Source organism: Vibrio sp. HA2012, from assembly GCF_002812955.1.
Lineage (GTDB): Bacteria > Pseudomonadota > Gammaproteobacteria > Enterobacterales > Vibrionaceae > Vibrio.
Genome location: NZ_PFXK01000002.1, coordinates 23290 through 39824, shown reverse-complemented (window position 1 = coordinate 39824; position 16535 = coordinate 23290). Strand labels below are relative to the sequence as shown.

General features: G+C 45.4%; 15 protein-coding genes. 4 read left to right on the top strand and 11 right to left on the bottom strand.

Translation table 11 applies throughout. From position 1 onward, the window contains the following. Positions 1-84 precede the first annotated feature (84 nt). Positions 85-960, top strand: coding sequence for a DMT family transporter (locus CSW98_RS04130; protein WP_100799202.1), 876 nt, complete (start codon positions 85-87; stop codon positions 958-960). Positions 961-972: 12 nt separating this feature from the next. On the opposite strand, the gene CSW98_RS04125 is transcribed toward CSW98_RS04130, so the two are convergent. Next, on the bottom strand, positions 973-1839 hold the full coding sequence (locus CSW98_RS04125) for an AraC family transcriptional regulator (protein ID WP_100799201.1): 867 nt from the start codon (positions 1837-1839) through the stop codon (positions 973-975). A gap of 116 nt (positions 1840-1955) precedes the next feature. Here CSW98_RS04125 and CSW98_RS04120 point away from each other — a divergent pair, with 116 nt between their 5' ends. Next, a complete protein-coding gene (locus CSW98_RS04120) occupies positions 1956-3113 on the top strand; it encodes an aminotransferase-like domain-containing protein (RefSeq protein WP_100799200.1) in 1158 nt (385 codons plus the stop codon). Between the two features lie 53 nt (positions 3114-3166). Here the strand turns inward: CSW98_RS04120 and CSW98_RS04115 are convergent, their stop codons facing one another. The 8 genes from CSW98_RS04115 to CSW98_RS04080 all read right to left on the bottom strand — a co-directional run bounded on the left by CSW98_RS04115 (position 3167) and on the right by CSW98_RS04080 (position 11333). Then, positions 3167-4174, bottom strand: coding sequence for a zinc-dependent alcohol dehydrogenase family protein (locus CSW98_RS04115; RefSeq protein WP_100799199.1), 1008 nt, complete (start codon positions 4172-4174; stop codon positions 3167-3169). Positions 4175-4210: 36 nt separating this feature from the next. Continuing rightward, positions 4211-4912 carry a phosphonate utilization transcriptional regulator PhnR gene (phnR, locus tag CSW98_RS04110; RefSeq protein ID WP_100799596.1) on the bottom strand — a complete coding sequence of 234 codons (702 nt, stop codon included), beginning with the start codon at positions 4910-4912 and terminating at the stop codon, positions 4211-4213. Between the two features lie 97 nt (positions 4913-5009). Continuing rightward, a complete protein-coding gene (gene cobA / locus CSW98_RS04105; protein ID WP_100799198.1) occupies positions 5010-5795 on the bottom strand; it encodes a uroporphyrinogen-III C-methyltransferase in 786 nt (261 codons plus the stop codon). Positions 5796-5804: 9 nt separating this feature from the next. Beyond that, positions 5805-6623 (bottom strand): nitrite transporter NirC, encoded by an 819-nt coding sequence (gene nirC, locus CSW98_RS04100; protein ID WP_100799197.1) that lies wholly within the window; start codon positions 6621-6623, stop codon positions 5805-5807. Between the two features lie 102 nt (positions 6624-6725). Further along, positions 6726-7052, bottom strand: a complete 327-nt coding sequence (gene nirD, locus CSW98_RS04095) for a nitrite reductase small subunit NirD (protein ID WP_100799196.1) — start codon at positions 7050-7052, stop codon at positions 6726-6728. Further along, on the bottom strand, positions 7049-9616 hold the full coding sequence (gene nirB / locus CSW98_RS04090; RefSeq protein WP_100799195.1) for a nitrite reductase large subunit NirB: 2568 nt from the start codon (positions 9614-9616) through the stop codon (positions 7049-7051). The genes nirD and nirB overlap by 4 nt, the downstream gene beginning before the upstream one ends. Before the next feature lie 177 nt (positions 9617-9793). Then, positions 9794-10741 carry a precorrin-2 dehydrogenase/sirohydrochlorin ferrochelatase family protein gene (locus CSW98_RS04085; protein WP_100799194.1) on the bottom strand — a complete coding sequence of 316 codons (948 nt, stop codon included), beginning with the start codon at positions 10739-10741 and terminating at the stop codon, positions 9794-9796. A 73-nt stretch (positions 10742-10814) separates the two neighbouring features. After that, positions 10815-11333 carry a MarR family winged helix-turn-helix transcriptional regulator gene (locus CSW98_RS04080; protein WP_100799193.1) on the bottom strand — a complete coding sequence of 173 codons (519 nt, stop codon included), beginning with the start codon at positions 11331-11333 and terminating at the stop codon, positions 10815-10817. Positions 11334-11449: 116 nt separating this feature from the next. Between CSW98_RS04080 and CSW98_RS04075 the strand changes: the two genes are divergently transcribed. Together CSW98_RS04075 and CSW98_RS04070 are read left to right on the top strand one after the other, a co-directional pair. Then, positions 11450-12601, top strand: a complete 1152-nt coding sequence (locus tag CSW98_RS04075) for a multidrug effflux MFS transporter (protein ID WP_100799192.1) — start codon at positions 11450-11452, stop codon at positions 12599-12601. 186 nt (positions 12602-12787) lie between these two features. Next, entirely contained in the window at positions 12788-13504 is a 717-nt protein-coding gene (locus CSW98_RS04070; RefSeq protein WP_100799191.1) for a DUF554 domain-containing protein, read from the top strand. On the opposite strand, the gene CSW98_RS04065 is transcribed toward CSW98_RS04070, so the two are convergent. Both CSW98_RS04065 and gshB read right to left on the bottom strand, forming a co-directional pair. Next, a complete protein-coding gene (locus CSW98_RS04065) occupies positions 13501-15471 on the bottom strand; it encodes a flavohemoglobin expression-modulating QEGLA motif protein (protein ID WP_100799190.1) in 1971 nt (656 codons plus the stop codon). The genes CSW98_RS04070 and CSW98_RS04065 overlap by 4 nt on opposite strands. A 22-nt stretch (positions 15472-15493) precedes the next feature. Then, positions 15494-16534: a glutathione synthase gene (gene gshB / locus CSW98_RS04060; RefSeq protein WP_100799189.1), complete on the bottom strand. Its 1041-nt coding sequence runs from the start codon at positions 16532-16534 to the stop codon at positions 15494-15496. Between the last annotated feature and the right edge of the window lies 1 nt (position 16535).

Sequence of the window (16535 nt, the reverse complement as noted above, 5' to 3'; positions counted from 1 at the left end):
ATAATTCACCATATTAGATCACATAACATCCGCTTTGCGGTAAAGTTGTTGCCCAAAAACATAAACAAGATCAGAAAATCAATAATGAACTGGATATTATTTACCCTTCTTGCAGCTTTTAGCCAGTCTTGGCGCAACGCATTTCAAAGTCAGTTAAGTAAACATCTCAACGTTACGGGAGTAACGCTGGCAAGATTTTTATGGGCCAGTCCGTTAGCACTCATTTATCTGGTTTCGCTTTACCAGTGGAAACCAGCAGATCTTCCACAAATAACCGGAGAATCCACCTTCTTTATTTTCGGTGCTTCAGTAATGCAAATAGTTGCCACCTCGCTCATGGTGGTGTTATTTAAACAGAAAAATTTCGCTATCGGTGCAGGGCTGGCCAAAAGTGAAGCTCCGGTTTCGGCCTTTCTGGGTGTTTTATTCTTTGGCACATCACTCAGCCTGATAGGATGGGCTGGAGTTCTGCTCGGCGGTATTGCCGTATTGATCCTGAGTTGCCCACATGGCTTCAGAAGCATTTCTCTTTCCACCGCTCTACTGGGGCTGGCATGTAGCAGTTCTTTCGCACTCACTTCCCTGTGGGTCAGAGAAGCAAGCCTGAGCCTGCATCTCCCCTTTCCTCACAGTGCTGCATGGGTATTGTTTTTGGTGATCTCCATCCAGACTATCATGCTGGTCAGTTATCTGATGCTCCGCGACAGAACCACGCTGCTCACCATGTTTAGAAAACCCAAGCTGGTTATCATGACCAGTATTGCCAGTTGCATCGGCTCCTTTGGCTGGTTCAGTGCCATGTCTCTGCAGGCCGTACCTTACGTTAAAACTCTCGGTCAGGTGGAAGTATTTTTCACTATGCTGATCTCTTTCTTCTGGCTGAAAGAAAAGATTAAACGCAAAGATATTACTGCGCTGATACTGATTGCCATTGCCGCCATACTGGTAATGTGGCAGTAACAGGAAAGCCATTCAGAACAGCAACGGCAGGTAAAAATCCAGTATAAAGCATTCATCATCAGCCAAAAAATGATTCTTATGGTAATGCACATAAGCGGGGGTAGCGCCCATCTTAAATCCGGAGGAAGGCAGCCATTGCTCTAGTATATGACTGATTTGCGGTAATAACTCACCATAAACACCTTGCAGAGAGAATACGGCATGCAAGCCTCCAGGGATTGTCATCTGATTTACATTGCCACGATACCTCAGAGGCTGATCAATTTCGATACTGGCAACATAGCGGCATTCATTTAACGCTACCCATGCAGGATTAGAGTGATGCAAGCCGTACTGCACGGAAAAATCTCTTCCCTCCGTCTTCGCCCACGCCCTGAGCAACAACCATGCGCTCTTAATTGAACGGTTATATCCCAGATGCCGAACATAGGCGACGATCCGATCCGGCACTTCTGTGATTTTCGGTGCCGGAATACCTCTTTTGGTCGCACTTTCATAGCCTCTGGCAATCTCCATATCGGCTAGATATGGCTTGGCACCCGACTGCAAATCATGCTTGCGCCACTCTCCCGGTGACATATGGAAACGACGTTTAAACATACGGCTAAATGACGATGCAGAATTGAACCCACATTTGTTGGCGATCTCTAATACCGGTGAGTCCGCATCAAACATCAATTGATTAGCTGCATATTCCATCCGGGTACGCAGAATATATTGATGCACGGATTCTCCAACCGTCTGCCGGAAGATACGATGAAAATGCTGTTCAGAATAAGCGGCTACATCCGCCAGAACAGAACCGCTGAGATCCCGGGTAATATCCTGATGGATATAAAACAAAACATCATTAATACGCGAAGTATGTTGAATATTCATTCGTAAAAAATCATGAATGGACAATTTTATAAGCATAAATGGACACTCATTATTACGCAACACACGATATGCTTGAGCAAACTTATTTCTTCATCCATTAATCATCGGAAAGTCACATGGAAATTGCACAGTCATTACAACAAATTCAGTCTTCATATATACGGGAAATTCTCAATGCCACCAGCGATGAGCGGGTTATCTCTCTGGCCGGAGGACTACCGGATAAAGCAACCTTTCCAGTCGAACTGATGAAACCTACACTCGAGAAGCTTGTGGACATGCCCGACGTTTTTCAGTACGGAAACACCGCCGGATATCAGCCCCTGATGGACTATCTCAGCCAATATTATCAGCTTCCAAATACGCATAAAGTAATGCTCTGTACCGGTTCTCAACAAGGGCTGGATCTGCTTGCACGGGCATACATCAATCCGGGGGATACCATTGTGATGGAAGCACCAAGTTACCTTGGTGCAATGCAGGTATTCAGACTGGTACAAGCGAATATCGTGACCGTTTCACAAACAGAAACTGGACCGGATCTCGATGAGCTGGAGACCTACTTTGCCACTCTGTTGCCAAAACTGTTTTATGCTGTACCGGATTTCCATAACCCAACGGGTATATGCTGGCCGTTGGAAACCCGTAAACATGTAGCAAAGCTATGTATCAAATACAATGTTACACTGATTGAAGACGCCCCTTACCGGGAATTACGTTTTTCCGGAAAAACTCTCTCTCAGGCTGCTAATTTCTGTCCTCAGCATTCGATTGTACTGCGTTCTTTCTCCAAGATAGCCTCCCCGGGACTGAGACTAGGAGCAGTAACAGGTAAGGCAAGTTATATCGACCCAATGATAAAAATAAAACAAGGAGCCGATCTTCACTCAAGTACTCCAATGCAGGCTCTGCTGCTGGGTTTACTGCAACACAAAGATTTTCCGTTACATATAAAACGAATCCGCGAACTGTACCAGTCTCGCTATAAGGTACTTCTGGCCGAATTACAGGAAAAACTCCCAGAAAGCTGTAACGTCACCCCGGTTGACGGGGGTATGTTTGTCTGGTTATCACTACCGAAATGCAACACTTTTGCACTAGCAAAACTATTACTCTCCCGCTATGTCGCTGTGGTACCCAGTCCTGTTTTCTATCCTGAAGAAATGCAGGCAAAGTCAGCACTACGCCTGAACTTCACAAACTCCACACCGGAAGAGCTGAAAACGGCAGTAACCACACTTGCAGAAACACTTACTGAGTTTCTACAAGTGTGATTTAATCTTCTGTGTTCGCTGGATAAGGTGTACTCTATTATCTTGGCAAATAATCATAAATCATTACCATTACTTACAGGGGTCAAAATAATTTTCCCCTGTAAAGGGGTTGCTTCTGACTCAATGAGATCAATAGCCGATTGAATGTCATCTAGTGATATGTAACGGTCAACATCCAGTTGTATTCTATTAGTGATGAAATGATCTAACATCAACGTGAATTTTTTACGTCGGACATCTTTACCAACAGCATCTTCCCAGTAGCGTAAGAAAAATGTACTAAAATCGATATCCTGACTTTTCACATATTCGAAAAAACAAGCCTCATAAAACTCCAGAGAAAGAGTCCCATAGTTGATAAACCGGCCTTTATTACCGACGGTATGCATAAGTTCTGTTCCTGCTTTTCCACCGATGGCATCAAATGCGATATTTGGTCTGGGTAAATCAAGTCGCTGAATCTGGTAAATTAAATCTTCTTTTGCATTCAATACGTAATGTGAACTATATGGATAACTTTCGGCTTTCGATGTTACAGCAATAAGAGTGAACCCCAGTGAAGATGCTAACTGGGCAAAAATCTTACCTATTGCTGAACCTGCAGCATTAATAATGACAACATCATCTTTAGTTAACTGAGTAATTTCAGTGGTCAGAATCCAAGCAGTTAATGCATTTATATATAATTGGCATGCGTAACCATTGTCCAGATCGTGAGGAATATGAAATAGGTTGTCCGGCGATGCATCAATATACTTTTGCCATGTTCCACTCATTGCCACAACAACTCGCTGGCCTACGACAAATTCCACATGACTGGATTCTACTATCTGCCCGACGGCTTCAAACCCAGGAACTCTGGGTGGTTGATGACTATGTCTGTATTGACCGACGCCATAAATCGACAATAGGTCGCTTGGATTAATATTGGTTGCCTCGATTCGAACCCGGATTTTATCTCTGTTAAGCGGTTCTAAAAGAACATGCTCCAACCTCAGAGACTTTTTCGGTTGGCCGAAATGAAGCTGGTTAATTCGTGTATTTATCGTGGTATTCGTCATCTATAGTTTACCCAAGCCACTCCTGGCCTGACAGATTCAGGAAAATTCGGCCTCGGATTCAATACAGATGACATCATGTCGCCAGTATTCCAGACAGCAATCAATCAGAGTGCCATGCTGATCATAATTGAATTTCTTCACCAGCATAGCCGGGCTGCCGGATGTAGCTCTCAGGGCGTGCGCCATATCCCCGACCAATGACGTAATACTGATGCAGTAGCGAGTTCTACCGTAACAAATATTAAAGTATTCGTGATAAACATTCGTCAGAGACACCGAAAGGTCAAAATTCAGCAGATTAGGAAATGGATCCGACTTAATAAAATGGGTCATATATACAACCGGACGATCATCCAGATAACGCACCCGTTCCAAACGGTGAACCTCACTGAAAGGGGGCAATGCCAGTAATTCCGATGCCTGCTTTGTTGCCAGAACTGTTTTCGCGGATATCAGTTCAGAGCCGAACTTGCGGTTGGCCGCAATAGCAATATCCTCAAATGTCAGTGCCAGTGCCGGGTTATAGCAGACTGGCTGCGGAGAGATAAACCAGCCCCGGCGATCTTCGCGATAGATACGCCCTTCAGATTCAAGCAATGAAAGAGCTTCACGTAAAGTAACCCGCGTAGTATCAAAGGTTTCTGCCAGTTTTCTTTCTGCCGGCAACTTTTGCCCCGCCGCCAGCATCCCGGTATCAATTTGCTCCAGTAGCGCTTCTTTAATCTTAACGTATTGCACACGCATGCCCCTTTTGCCTGCTTCTGGCAGGAAAAGATACCATGATGCCGCCACTGATTGAAATAACTTCTAAGCTCTTCAAACCTTATATAATAACTTATCCTGCTGAATACCATTGCAGCTTTTCATGCAGCTTTGTCACACCTCCCACAACGATAAGAGCCGGGCTTTCAGCCTGTTTTGCTGCCTGCGGTAACTCTACTAACGTAGTTAAAAAAACTTTCTGCTGAGGTGTCGTTCCTTTTTCAATAATGGCACAAGAGGTACTTGAATCCAGTCCGTTCAGTAATAGCTGCTCACTGATATAACCACTCTGCTTCAGCCCCATATAAAACACCAGCGTATGATTACTCTGAGCCAGAGATGACCAGCACAGATAATCACCATTCTGTTTAATATGACCGGTAATAAATTCAACCCCCTGAGAATAATCCCGGTGGGTCAGCGGAATCCCGGCATAAGCCGTAGCACCGGCAGCAGCGGTGATTCCCGGAACAATTTCAAAGCGGATCTGCTGATCAGCCAGATATTCAATTTCCTCTCCGCCACGACCAAAGATAAAAGGATCCCCTCCTTTCAGACGTACCACATGCTTTCCTCTTCGGGCATGCTCTGCCAAAATCTGGTTGATCTGACCCTGTGGTATAATATGATAATCCAGTTTCTTACCAACATAGATCTGCTCAGCTGATGGATTAACCATAGCCATAACCTCCGGAGAGACCAAGCGGTCATAGACAACCACCTCTGCCTGCTGCAGTAATCGGCAGGCTTTCATTGTCAGTAGATCAGGATCACCCGGTCCGGCTCCAACAAGCGAAACCATTCCCTGCATACCTCGTGATATATGACTTATAACTGGACATTCAGACGTGTCCGCCATACTTTTTCCTTATACTTTACCCGTTACCAGTGAATGAATGACCGCTTTTTCAACGGCAACCGGACGCTCTTCTTTTGGTGTTGCATACCAGTACCCCAGCCCAATAAAAACAATGCCGGATACCGCATTACCCAGAGACACCCATAACAGGTTATGGCCGATGCCTGCCAATGAATAACCCTGAGCACTTTCTCCAAACCAGGACAAAGCAAAAATTGTCATATTTGCAATTGAATGTTCATAACCACTGCCGATAAACGCCAGCAGACACCACCAAATAGCGATAAAACGGGCGCTGCCTTCGGTTCGTTGACACATCCAGATAGCCAGACAAACCAGCCAGTTACACAGGATACCTTTAAAAAACAGAACTGTCGCCGGAGCGCTGGTTTTTACCAATGCAACTTTATGCACTAGGCTGGATGCATCCGGAAGCAGTTTACCGCCACCAGCGTACATAAACAGAGCCGCAACAGCAACAGAACCCATCAGATTACCCAGCCAGGTCTGAGGCAGAATCTTCAGGTTATCCATCCAGCTAATCTGTCCGGTTTTGGCTCCCAGAGCCAGAAACATAGTATGACCGGTATATAACTCAGAACCGGCAATGATCACCAGTGTTAATGCAATACCGAAGGTTGCCCCCATAACCATCGGTCGCATAGCCGGATCCACCAGATTCCCAAAAGTAAATATCAGAATAATACCCAGTCCAACATAAGCCCCAGCCATCGCGGAGCTGATCCAGAATCCCAGAGGGTTCTCTTCTGCTAAACGTTTAATCCGGGCAGCGGTGTCACCACACTTTTGAATCGTATCAGTAAACATGTTTGTATCCTTAAAGTTAAGACACTGATAGCGGCTCATGCTCTGACCTACGAGCCACTATGGATCTCTTAACGCAAAGACAACCAAAGGAAAAGAAACGGATTACACCAACATCTCAACCGAACCGTCTGTCACCCGGACCTCAAATGAGGAAACACTAAAGCGTTCATCTTCAAAACAGTACCCATCTTTAAGCCTAAAGCGCTGCTTTTTCAGCGGACTGGCGACCCACAGTTCATCCTGATGCTCACAAATAATGCCTCGGGACAGGACATTCGACTTTGCAAACGGATCCATATTGTGGATAGCAAACACCTGCTCATCAGCATAAGGGCGAAACAGAGCAATCTGTTCACCATTAATCAGTGCACATACACCGGTTCCCGGAATAATGTTCTTTACATCACAAATTTTCTGCCACTGATTCATGATTGACTCTCCAGTTCTATATGTAGGATATCGCCTCTTATTTCCGGATGTTTTTCCGTAAAAGTGGCAGGCCGGTGCTGCTCACGCTGCGATACGAATATCACGTTATCGTCACGCAGATCACTGTTAATAAAATGAGCAAAACGGTGATGCTGAGAACTGTCCTCAACCGTGTCTTTCCACTCGCAGCGATAGTTTTCAATCAGGCTGGCCACATCGGCTTCAAGCTGATCATTGATCCCCAACTTGTCATTGATGATGACCTCTTTCAGGTAATCGATACCGCCTTCCAGATTCTCCAGCCAGACCGAGGTGCGTTGCAGTTTGTCGGCTGTACGGACATAGAACATCATGAAACGGTCGATATATTGCAGAAGGGTTTTCTCGTCCAGATCCGATGCCAGCAGATCCGCGTGACGAGGCTTCATGCCACCGTTACCGCAGACATACATATTCCAGCCCACATCGGTCGCGATGATGCCCAGATCTTTACCCTGAGCTTCAGCACATTCGCGGGTACAGCCGGAAACACCAAATTTCATTTTGTGCGGGGTGCGGATGCCTTTGTAACGGTTCTCGATCATAACACCAAGGCCAAGACTGTCCTGTACACCGTAACGGCACCAAGTGCTGCCAACACAGGTTTTTGCCATGCGCAGTGCTTTAGCGTACGCCTGCCCGGTTTCAAACCCGGCAGCAATCAGCTTTTCCCAGATCGTTGGCAGGTCATCTTTCTGCGCGCCGAACAAACCAATACGCTGAGCACCGGTTACCTTGGTATACAAATTGTATTCATCTGCCACAGCAGCCAGTGCACCCAGTGCCTGTGGCGTCACTTCACCACCCGCCATACGCGGAATAACAGAATAAGTGCCATCTTTCTGCATGTTACCCAGGAAGTTATCGTTGGTATCGTGCAGTCCTACATGCTGAGGCTTAAGAATATGTTCACCCCAGCAAGAAGCCAGAATCGAGCCGATAGCCGGTTTACAGGTTTCGCAACCGTAGCCTTTTCCATGCTTTTGTAACATCTCATCGAAACTCTGGATCCCTTCAATACGGATCAGATGAAACAGTTCCTGACGCGAATAAGCAAAGTGTTCACAGATATGGTTACAGACATCAACACCTGCTTTTTCCAGCTCAGCATTCAGCACGGAAGTCACCAGAGGGATACACCCACCACATCCGGTACCAGCCCCTGTTGCAGCTTTGACTGCCGCAATAGTGTGGTGTCCGTCTGCCACAGCCTGAGCAATTTTCTTCTTAGTCACATCAAAACATGAACAAATAACCGCAGATTCGGGCAGAGCATCCGTACCAAGAGTCGGCTTTTCCGCACCAGCGTAAGCAGGCAGGATCAAAGAGTCAGGGTGCTCCGGCAGTTCAATATTGTTCAGTTTCAGCTGCAATAAATCGCCATAGTCAGAAGTGTCCCCGACCAATACGGCTCCCAGAAGATGTTTGCCATCTTCAGAAACAATCAGACGCTTATAGGTTTCATCATCGTCATTCAGATACACATAGCTTTTACAGCCCGGAGTCCGGCCATTGGCGTCACCGATACTACCGACCTTCACCCCCAACAATTTCAGCTTGGCACTCATGTCGGCACCTTCAAAGCGACTTTCGTTACCTAACAGGTGGTCAACAGCGACGGTCGCCATTTTGTATCCTGGGGCAACCAGACCAAAAAACTGACTGTTCCAGGATGCACATTCACCGATAGCATAAATGTTTTCATCTGATGTCTGACAATGATCATTGATAACAATACCGCCACGGGGAGCAATCTCTAGCGCCATCTGCCGAGCCAGTTTATCTTGTGGACGAATACCGGTAGAGAACACTATAAAGTCCACTTCCAGACTACTGCCGTCAGCAAACTGCATGGTATTACGAGAATTATTACCGGAGGCGATAATCTCCTGCGTATTTTTGCAGGTATGAACCTTCACCCCCATACTTTCAATTTTTTTACGCAGTTGTATGCCCCCCTGCTGATCCAGCTGTTCAGCCATCAGTACCGGGGCAAACTCAATCACATGCGTTTCCATACCCAATGCTTTTAGGGCTCCGGCAGCTTCCAGACCCAGCAGACCGCCACCGACAACAACTCCGCTTTTACTCTTCTTAGCGGTGGCTTCAATCGCTTTCAGGTCTTCAATCGTACGGTAGACAAAGCAGTCTTTATTTTCTGAACCTTTAATCGGAGGTACCCAAGGATAGGATCCGGTTGCTAATATTAATTTATCGTATGCAACTTCACGTCCACTGCTAGAAAAAATAATCTTTTTTCCCCGATTAATATTAACGGCTTTTTCACCAACTAAAATATTAATTCCGTTATTTTCATAAAAACCAGATTTGACTAACGATAGTTCCTCAGAAGTATGGTGAGAAAAATATGAGGATAAATGTACCCGATCATAAGCCACCCGAGGTTCTTCACAAAAAATGGTAATTTCAAAATTTGAGATATCTGCTTTTTCAACAAAATCTTCAATATAGCGATGACCAACCATCCCATTGCCTATGACGACAAGTTTCATTTTTTCGCACATAAATGTCCTGCTCCCGGATACATAACTGGGAGCAGTTTTAGTGAAGAAATCGATCGAAATATTGATTTAAATCAATTTCAATCAAAAACACCTCTAAAGAGGTAGGGGATATATTTCGGGGTTAAAATTATAAAAACAGACAAAAACCATTAAAATTATCATCGAGTTACATTCCGACTATTGAGCGTCTTGTGCCGATAAAAAAATCGCACCCTCGGATCCTGTACCGTCTGCTGTCTGACGGCTTTTCTCTGTTTTTTCTGCTGATAAAATCACTATCCGAATACCTGATTTTGCCAATTTATCCGCCCGGCTCCACAGCTGCCCGGAAACAAATTGTTCCCTGTCAGCATCACGACGGCAAAGATCAACAAAAATATCCGGACAGTCCTCGCTGTATAAAATATATTCCGCCTGCTGCATCAGGCGCAGTGCTTTTATGGTCAGTAATTCCGGATCCTGACCAACTTTAATATAGATAATATTATTCTCAGGAAGATTATTTTCCTCCAAATAACGGGAAAATATATGTTCTAATTCATGTTCACAACGAATATTTTCCAGTTCTGGAGAACGGAAAAAACGCTCCCAGAATTTACGCCGCTCATCCACACAAAAATAATGGTGTTTTATCCGATCTCGTTGTTTTCCGGCAAATGCGGCCAATAAAGATATATTTTGCGGTAATAATATTTCCAGACTTTCCCGTAAATAACGTACCAATACAGGAGAAGCACCGCCACTGGAGATTGCAACCTGAACCGGGCTGCGATCCACCATGGAAGGAGTAATAAAATGACAATACTGCGGATCATCCACTGTATTCACCCACAAACCACGAGCAGTCGCATCTGTATAGATCCGGCGGTTTACTTCTTTCTGATTGGTTGTCGCCCAGATTTGATCAAACCCGTCTAAATCACTTTGCTCATAAGCTTTACATATATAACGGATACGGCCGGATCCCGCATAAGCAGTCAGATACGGATGAAGCCCAATAGAAATAACCGTCACGTTTGCATCTGCACGCAACAGAAGATCTACCTTGCGACAGGCAACATCACCACCACCAACCACTAATACCTGCCTGTCTGACAAACGCAGAAAGACCGGAAAATACTGCATCACGACACCTTTAACCAAGTTAAAAAACAGACTTAGAATATCATAACAACATAAATGAAAAACTCATATCCCGTCACCACAAGCCTTTCTGTGCCTCTGCATTGGCCAGTAACTTAGTAATCAGATGATCCAGTTGCGCTACTTCAGCCTCTGAGAAATTATCCAAAATCTGATGATGGATCTGCTGATAATGACTGACAACCGTTTCAATTAATCTCTGACCTTCTTCCGTCAATCTGACCATCTTACTCCGGCGATCAGCCTTACTGGAAAAACGGGTGATAAAACCTTTATCTTCCAGACGATGCAATACCTTTGTCAGACCACCGGAGCTGAACAGCATAAAATCATACAGTTCTGTTGGTTTTAATTGATAAGGTGCCTGCCGACTGCTGCGCCTCAGTGCCGTTAACAATTCAAAATCTGAACCACATAAACCATATTCCATCATCAGACGGCTTTTAAAACCATCCATATATTCAACAACCCTGCGCATTCTGGGAAAAAGTGGGTACAGCGTCTGATATGCACTCGGCCAGTTTTCCTGCATAAGATTGATAAACCCTTCAAAGGGCAGGTTTTTATCAGACATAACATTCTCGCAACTAATTTTTTATTCATATTATCTTTCCAGAAAGATAGTTTCAAGCTATTATCTTTCTAGAAAGATATATCCATAAAAATAATATTAATGAAGAGTGAGTAAAGATGTCTCAAAAAACTTTTGTGCTGCTGATGGCCATGATCATGGGGGTCTCTCCATTTGCAGTTGATGCTTATCTGCCGGCTATGCCGTATATGTCCGACTATTTCAGCGTCGGTCCTGATAAGGTGGCAGCAACAATAAGCTTTTATATTCTCGGTATGGCTATCGGTCAGATATTTGGCGGTCCGCTGGCAGACACCTTCGGTAAACGCCGTCTAATCCTCTCCGGGTTGTCATTGTATATCCTCTCAACCCTGATCATTGCCCAATCTGATTCCCTGCTGCCTGTTCAGATATTCAGAGTGATACAAGCCATTGGTGGTGGCTTTTCTATTGTTTGTGTTCCAGCTCTGATCAGAGAACGGGCTGTAGGCAATGAAGCCGCTAAGATTTTTGCTCTGGTCGCACTGATTATGGTTGCGGCTCCAGCGCTGGCTCCCAGTGTCGGAGCTCTGATCCTACTGGTCGGCAACTGGCAGATGATCTTTTATTTTCTGGCCATATACGCCCTGCTGGTTCTGGTGTTCGCGGCGAGCAAACTGCCCGCAGATAAACCAGAACAGATACAGAAAACCTCTGCGGTTAAACGGTATGCTTATGTACTGCGTAACCGTCCCGCACTGCGTTACATTGCTGTACAAGGCTTCGGCCAAAGTGTGATGATGGTATTTGTCACTAACGCTTCGTTTATCTATCAGCAATACTTTGGCTTAGATGATCAGGTGTTCGCGCTGGTCTTTGCGATGAACGTCGTTATGGTCGCTATCGTTAACCGGATTAACAGCCGCCTTCTGGCAAAGTATCCGGCTCAAACCTTGCTGGGATGGGCACTAAAAGTTCAGGCTATTTTCGTTGCGCTGTTTGTGGTTTGTATTGTACTGGATGCACCAGTGCAAATACAGGCAATCAGTATTATCTGTATGATCGGCTCACTCGGAGCTGTAATGCCAAATTCTAATGCCGTGTATATCAGCCACTTCAGAGAACATCTCGGCTCAGCGTCAGCACTGTTCGGAGCAAACCAGTTTCTGACCTCATCCATTGCAGGCGGCCTGACTACGGTATTTTATAACGGCACACTATGGCCGATAGCAATTATGATGATCTTTCTGACCGTTACTGCCAATCTGATGATGCCGGCTAATAAACATTAAGCAGTAATAAACCGTAAGAATAGTAGATTCAGTGAAGGGCAACGGGTATCATAACTAGTGACGTTTATATTGGAACAAAAATACTATAAGCAACCTCTTGCCCTTCAAGAGGGATAAATATCTCTGACCTCACCTTAGATAACTTCCAATATTTCCCAACATAATACTTAGTGCAGGAGAAACAGCATGATTGGACCATTAGTAAATGGTGCTGCGCTGGTCGTCGGCACCCTTGGTGGTGCGACAATAGGCAGCAAAGTTCCCGAACGTATCCGACACAAAATGCCGATGATTTTCGGCCTTGCTTCAATGGGATTGGGTCTGGCGATGACAGTCAGGGTAAAATACCTGCCAGCGACCATTTTGGCATTGTTGCTTGGCTCTATTCTGGGTGAAATCATCGATCTGGAACATAAAATCCAGAAAGTAGCCGGTATGGTGAAAGGGCTGGTTGAGCGATTTGCTCCATCGATTCCTCATGACCTAACACAGGAAGAGTACATGGAGCAATTTATCGCATTGCTGATCCTGTTCTGCGCCAGCGGCACCGGCATCTTTGGTTCAATAAACGAAGGGATCACCGGCGATGCATCCATGCTTATCGTCAAATCTTTTCTGGATCTGTTTACTGCCGGTATTTTTACCATAACTCTGGGTCTGCCGGTGATCGCTCTGGTCATCCCTCAGATGCTAATTCAGGTCTTACTCTTCTCTGGTGCTCAGTCGATTATGCCGCTGACTACCCCGGATATGATCGCAGACTTTTCAGCGGTAGGCGGTCTGATCATGTTTGCTACAGGTTTCCGTATCTGTGGCATCATGTCCTTCCCGACCGCCAACATGCTACCGGCGCTGCTGCTCGTAATGCCTTTCTCTCATCTGTGGATGATGTACACAGGCTAGCTGACCGACTGCAGCGACTCAATCAGATACATCAGAACCGGTTCGATCGTATTGTCCGATATATCAAACCGGTAATGAGGTGTCTGCAGCCATTTCCGTTCAACCAGCTCATCAATCAGGTCATGATATTTCCCGCTGCATTTTCCTATCAGAAGGTTATCCAGCGAACGTTGCTGTGAGCGGCGCAACATCTGAATAAAACCAACCAAATACAGATAATCCTTGGTCAACCCACCACCACGGTAAACCCGGGTTGTAATGTTAAAGGCTGAGTCTCTATCTAATCCCAACTCATCCAGAAGATAAGAATAAGTCTGATAAAAATCCTGTTCCTTCAGCATCGAATCAACCGCTAGCACTCTGACTGATAGCGTCTGCAGGCGCTCGTGCGACATATGGCCGGATTTATATTCTGCCAGAATTGCCAAACCTTCCTGCGTTGCAGTTGAACCGGGCAGACCCAGACGGAAAATATTCAGCGGCTGCATTCTGGCATTCAGCGTTGTCGCCATATGCACCCCAAGCTCATGCTGGATCAAACGATTCGTTTCAGCCTGAGAAAAACTCGCACCGTTGTTCAGATACAATGTCGGTGGTACTGAGGAGACCATGGCTCTGGCAGCCAGTGAACTGGTCTCAACAATACGGCATTTCATATCCCATGCTTTCGCCGCTTCTGCCATTTTCACTTTCGCTTCGGCAGAAGTAAAAATCTCTCCAGCCTCTTCTGCAAGCGTCTTTGCGTACAGTAAAAATTGCGCATTTTTTATCGCAGTAGTGTCCGGCCTGCCGTGATATTTCAATGAATTATACAGAAACGATTCCTGCCCGACACTTGTCAGTAAATCAACCTGTTCACTCAGCTTATTAACCATATCACTGTATAAAAGCCGCATATCCGGATCGGCGATATTATCAATCGGCAGTTTATACAACTGATGTTTAAAATCATTGGCTTTAATCGGTAACTGACGGTAACGATAATCAGGCCGGTAACGACCCGGGGCAGCAAAGAATCGGGCTCGTTCCTTTACCAGATTAGTCGGGTTAACGTATTTCAGTGTTTCGACTTTCTGAGCAAGGCGGTATAACGCCTTGTCGACCGACAGAACAGAAGGCTCTATCTGTGAGCTCAACATATCCGCTTTGCGTACCCGGGTTTTCAGATTAAACCGACGTTGAAAATAAGCGCTGGTATTGCTGATAGCCTGCTTCAATCCGATCTGAACAGCCTCGAGTACCAGAGGGTATTCTTCTCCGCTCTGCTCATCCATAAAGATTTTCTTTACTTCTGTCGGTAACACTAGTGTCCGGTCAAAATGCGCATTGGTGTGCGAAATCAGATAGCCCCGCCCTTCAAATACAGCATTCACTTCTGCAGTACAGGTCAGGTTAGGTAGTGAGATCTGCTTCAGTTCACCGGTAAATTTCTTCACTACGGCTCCCCAGCGTTCCATATCGATCTGAGCACTACCGATATTAAAGACCGGAGTCTGCTTATCAATACGCTGGTAATTGTATGAATGCAAATCAAAAACAATCACCAGACCAAACTTAGTTTCCAGCTTTTTGATCAAAGCCTTATATAAAAGATAAAATAGTTCATGTTTACTGTGACTCTTTTGTCTTTGTGCTGGAGAAAGTGGTTTCGTCCAGACCTTTTTACTCCAGGCCGATTTGTAATATGTGCTGAGAGTCTTAGGTCGGTTAAGATCGTATTCGAAGCGGGAATCCAGTCCACACAATGTAATAGGCTGAGAAGCAATCATCTCATCAGTAAACGGATCTTCCTCGAAAAAACGCTCCTGTGCTGAAAGCTGACACTGTTTTTCCAGTTCTGGACGCATACCGCTACCGGCATGAATAGCGGTACAAACAACTGGCAGGTAGGCTTCAATTTTCACCTGACAGCCAGAATCGGCCAGTTGCCCGGAGAAAGGCTGCTCCAGCTCAATAAAGCGGAGCATCTCCTCCAGAGGATAACTCTGATTAGTGTTCAATATTAGAATCTTCCACTGCTCTGCGGAACGCGCTCTTACGCTGAAGAATCACATCTTTAGAATGAACTATGTTTTCAATAAAATCAATAACTTGACGTTGAAGGCGTACCCGGTTTAGTTTATTGATACGGGTAATACCTCCCGGACTGAGTACATTAACCTCAACCAGCTTATTGCCGATCACGTCTAAACCGGTAAAGTACAACCCATCACGTACCAGCTTCGGTCCGATAGCCGCACACAACTGCCGTTCTTCTTTGGTGATCACATGCTTAACAACTGAACCGCCGGCATGCACATTGGAACGAAACTCATCCTTAGCAGGGATCCGTCTCATTGCGCCAATAGGCTCCCCGTTGAGCATCATGATACGTTTGTCTCCTTCTTCCGCACCTTCTATGTAATCCTGCAGGATCACATAGTTGCTTTGCTCACCGGTTCCGATATAGAAATCCAGTAGCGAACGGAAATTCTGCCGGGCACTTTTTTCAATAACGATCACACCGTGACCGCCATAACCGTTCAGCGGCTTCAAAATCATTTTCTCACAGTTGGTTTCTTCCAGAACCCGCTGCAAGTAATCACGGTTTTTCGACACGTGAGTTGTCGGAATATAATCACTGGCAACCCCCTCCATACTCGCAGTATAGAGTTTATTATTTGCCATACGCAGACCTTCCAGATCATTCACGATAAGGGTATCGCCTTTGATGGAATCCAAAAAATTCAGTGCCAGATTGTCCAGTGGCGGATTGGCCCGCATAAAAATCACGTCAAAACCAGCCATAGGCAGTCGTCTTTTCTGCAGCTCGACCTGACGGTAAAAACGTGGAATATTCTCGGAAATTCTCTGGCCTTTTTTAATGACCTGACAAAATCCATATACTGTACTGTCCCGGATAGTCAGTCCACTGGTAGTCGTTATCGCCACAGTATGACCCCGGGCAGCACATTCGTGAACCAGCCTTAATGTGGTATCTGTTTCTGGGTCAACTCTGTCCCACGGATACATTAAAAAACAGATATGCAAT

Bases quoted from the DNA above. Each gene is read 5' to 3' on its own strand.
- CSW98_RS04085 (WP_100799194.1), bottom strand. From the start codon at position 10,741: ATGCAGTATTTTCCGGTCTTTCTGCGTTTGTCAGACAGGCAGGTATTA.
- CSW98_RS04065 (WP_100799190.1), bottom strand. From the start codon at position 15,471: ATGCTCCGCTTTATTGAGCTGGAGCAGCCTTTCTCCGGGCAACTGGCC.
- CSW98_RS04075 (WP_100799192.1), top strand. From the start codon at position 11,450: ATGTCTCAAAAAACTTTTGTGCTGCTGATGGCCATGATCATGGGGGTC.
- CSW98_RS04130 (WP_100799202.1), top strand. From the start codon at position 85: ATGAACTGGATATTATTTACCCTTCTTGCAGCTTTTAGCCAGTCTTGG.
- CSW98_RS04120 (WP_100799200.1), top strand. From the start codon at position 1,956: ATGGAAATTGCACAGTCATTACAACAAATTCAGTCTTCATATATACGG.
- CSW98_RS04080 (WP_100799193.1), bottom strand. From the start codon at position 11,333: ATGTCTGATAAAAACCTGCCCTTTGAAGGGTTTATCAATCTTATGCAG.
- cobA (WP_100799198.1), bottom strand. From the start codon at position 5,795: ATGGCGGACACGTCTGAATGTCCAGTTATAAGTCATATATCACGAGGT.
- CSW98_RS04070 (WP_100799191.1), top strand. From the start codon at position 12,788: ATGATTGGACCATTAGTAAATGGTGCTGCGCTGGTCGTCGGCACCCTT.
- CSW98_RS04115 (WP_100799199.1), bottom strand. From the start codon at position 4,174: ATGACGAATACCACGATAAATACACGAATTAACCAGCTTCATTTCGGC.
- CSW98_RS04125 (WP_100799201.1), bottom strand. From the start codon at position 1,839: ATGAATATTCAACATACTTCGCGTATTAATGATGTTTTGTTTTATATC.
- nirC (WP_100799197.1), bottom strand. From the start codon at position 6,623: ATGTTTACTGATACGATTCAAAAGTGTGGTGACACCGCTGCCCGGATT.
- nirD (WP_100799196.1), bottom strand. From the start codon at position 7,052: ATGAATCAGTGGCAGAAAATTTGTGATGTAAAGAACATTATTCCGGGA.
- nirB (WP_100799195.1), bottom strand. From the start codon at position 9,616: ATGTGCGAAAAAATGAAACTTGTCGTCATAGGCAATGGGATGGTTGGT.